The sequence below is a fragment of the Streptomyces sp. NPDC025806 genome (assembly GCF_055558275.1).
This window is the reverse complement of the sequence record NZ_JBVHMU010000057.1, coordinates 1-1,021: the sequence shown is the minus strand read 5'-3', so window position 1 is coordinate 1,021 and position 1,021 is coordinate 1. Positions and strand designations below refer to the sequence as shown.

Annotated in this window: 1 protein-coding gene; it reads left to right on the top strand. The window is 71.9% G+C overall.

The window, feature by feature from the left end; translation table 11 throughout:
• The coding region (locus ACZ4E1_RS40285) for a biotin/lipoyl-containing protein (protein WP_467548978.1) at positions 1 to 924 on the top strand (924 nt) is incomplete at its 5' end.
• Between the last annotated feature and the right edge of the window lie 97 nt (positions 925 to 1,021).

The following is a 1,021-nucleotide window of genomic DNA, read 5'->3' as shown; positions in this document are numbered from 1 at the left end:
TCCTTCCTGGAGGTCAACACGCGTCTGCAGGTCGAGCACCCGGTGACCGAGGAGGTCGCCGGCATCGACCTGGTCCGTGAGATGTTCCGCATCGCGGACGGTGAGGCGCTCGGCTACGGCGACCCCGTGCTGCGCGGTCACTCCTTCGAGTTCCGTATCAACGGCGAGGACCCGGGCCGCGGCTTCCTGCCCGCCCCGGGCACCGTCACGAAGTTCGACGCCCCCTCGGGCCCGGGTGTGCGCCTGGACGCGGGCGTCGAGTCCGGCTCCGTGATCGGCCCGGCGTGGGACTCGCTGCTGGCGAAGCTGATCGTCACCGGCCGCACCCGCAAGGAGGCCCTCCAGCGGGCCGCCCGCGCCCTGGAGGAGTTCCAGGTCGAGGGCATGGCCACCGCGATCCCCTTCCACCGCAAGGTCGTCACCGACCCCGCGTTCGCCCCCGAACTCACCGGCTCCGACGAGGCGTTCACGGTGTTCACCCGGTGGATCGAGACCGAGTTCGACAACGACATCCCGGCGTTCGCCGCGCCCGCCGAGGCGGGCGAGGACGACGAGGCCGGCCGTGAGACCGTCGTCGTCGAGGTCGGCGGCAAGCGCCTGGAGGTGTCCCTCCCTGCCGGGATGGGCATGTCGCTGGCCCGCACCGGACTGACCGCGGGCGCCAAGCCCAAGCGGCGCGCCGCGAAGAAGTCCGGCCCGGCCGCCTCCGGCGACACCCTCGCCTCCCCGATGCAGGGCACCATCGTCAAGGTCGCCGTCGAGGAGGGTCAGGAGGTCAAGGAGGGCGACCTCGTCGTCGTCCTGGAGGCCATGAAGATGGAACAGCCGCTGAACGCGCACAAGGCCGGCACCATCAAGGGCCTCAGCGCGGAGATCGGCGCCTCGCTGACCTCCGGCGCCGCGATCTGCGAGATCAAGGACTGACACCCCGCCAGCCGGCACCGCTCCACGGTGGGCGTCTGCAGGGCCACACGGCCCGCAGGCGCCCACCACCCGTATCCGGACACGATCCCTCCGGCAG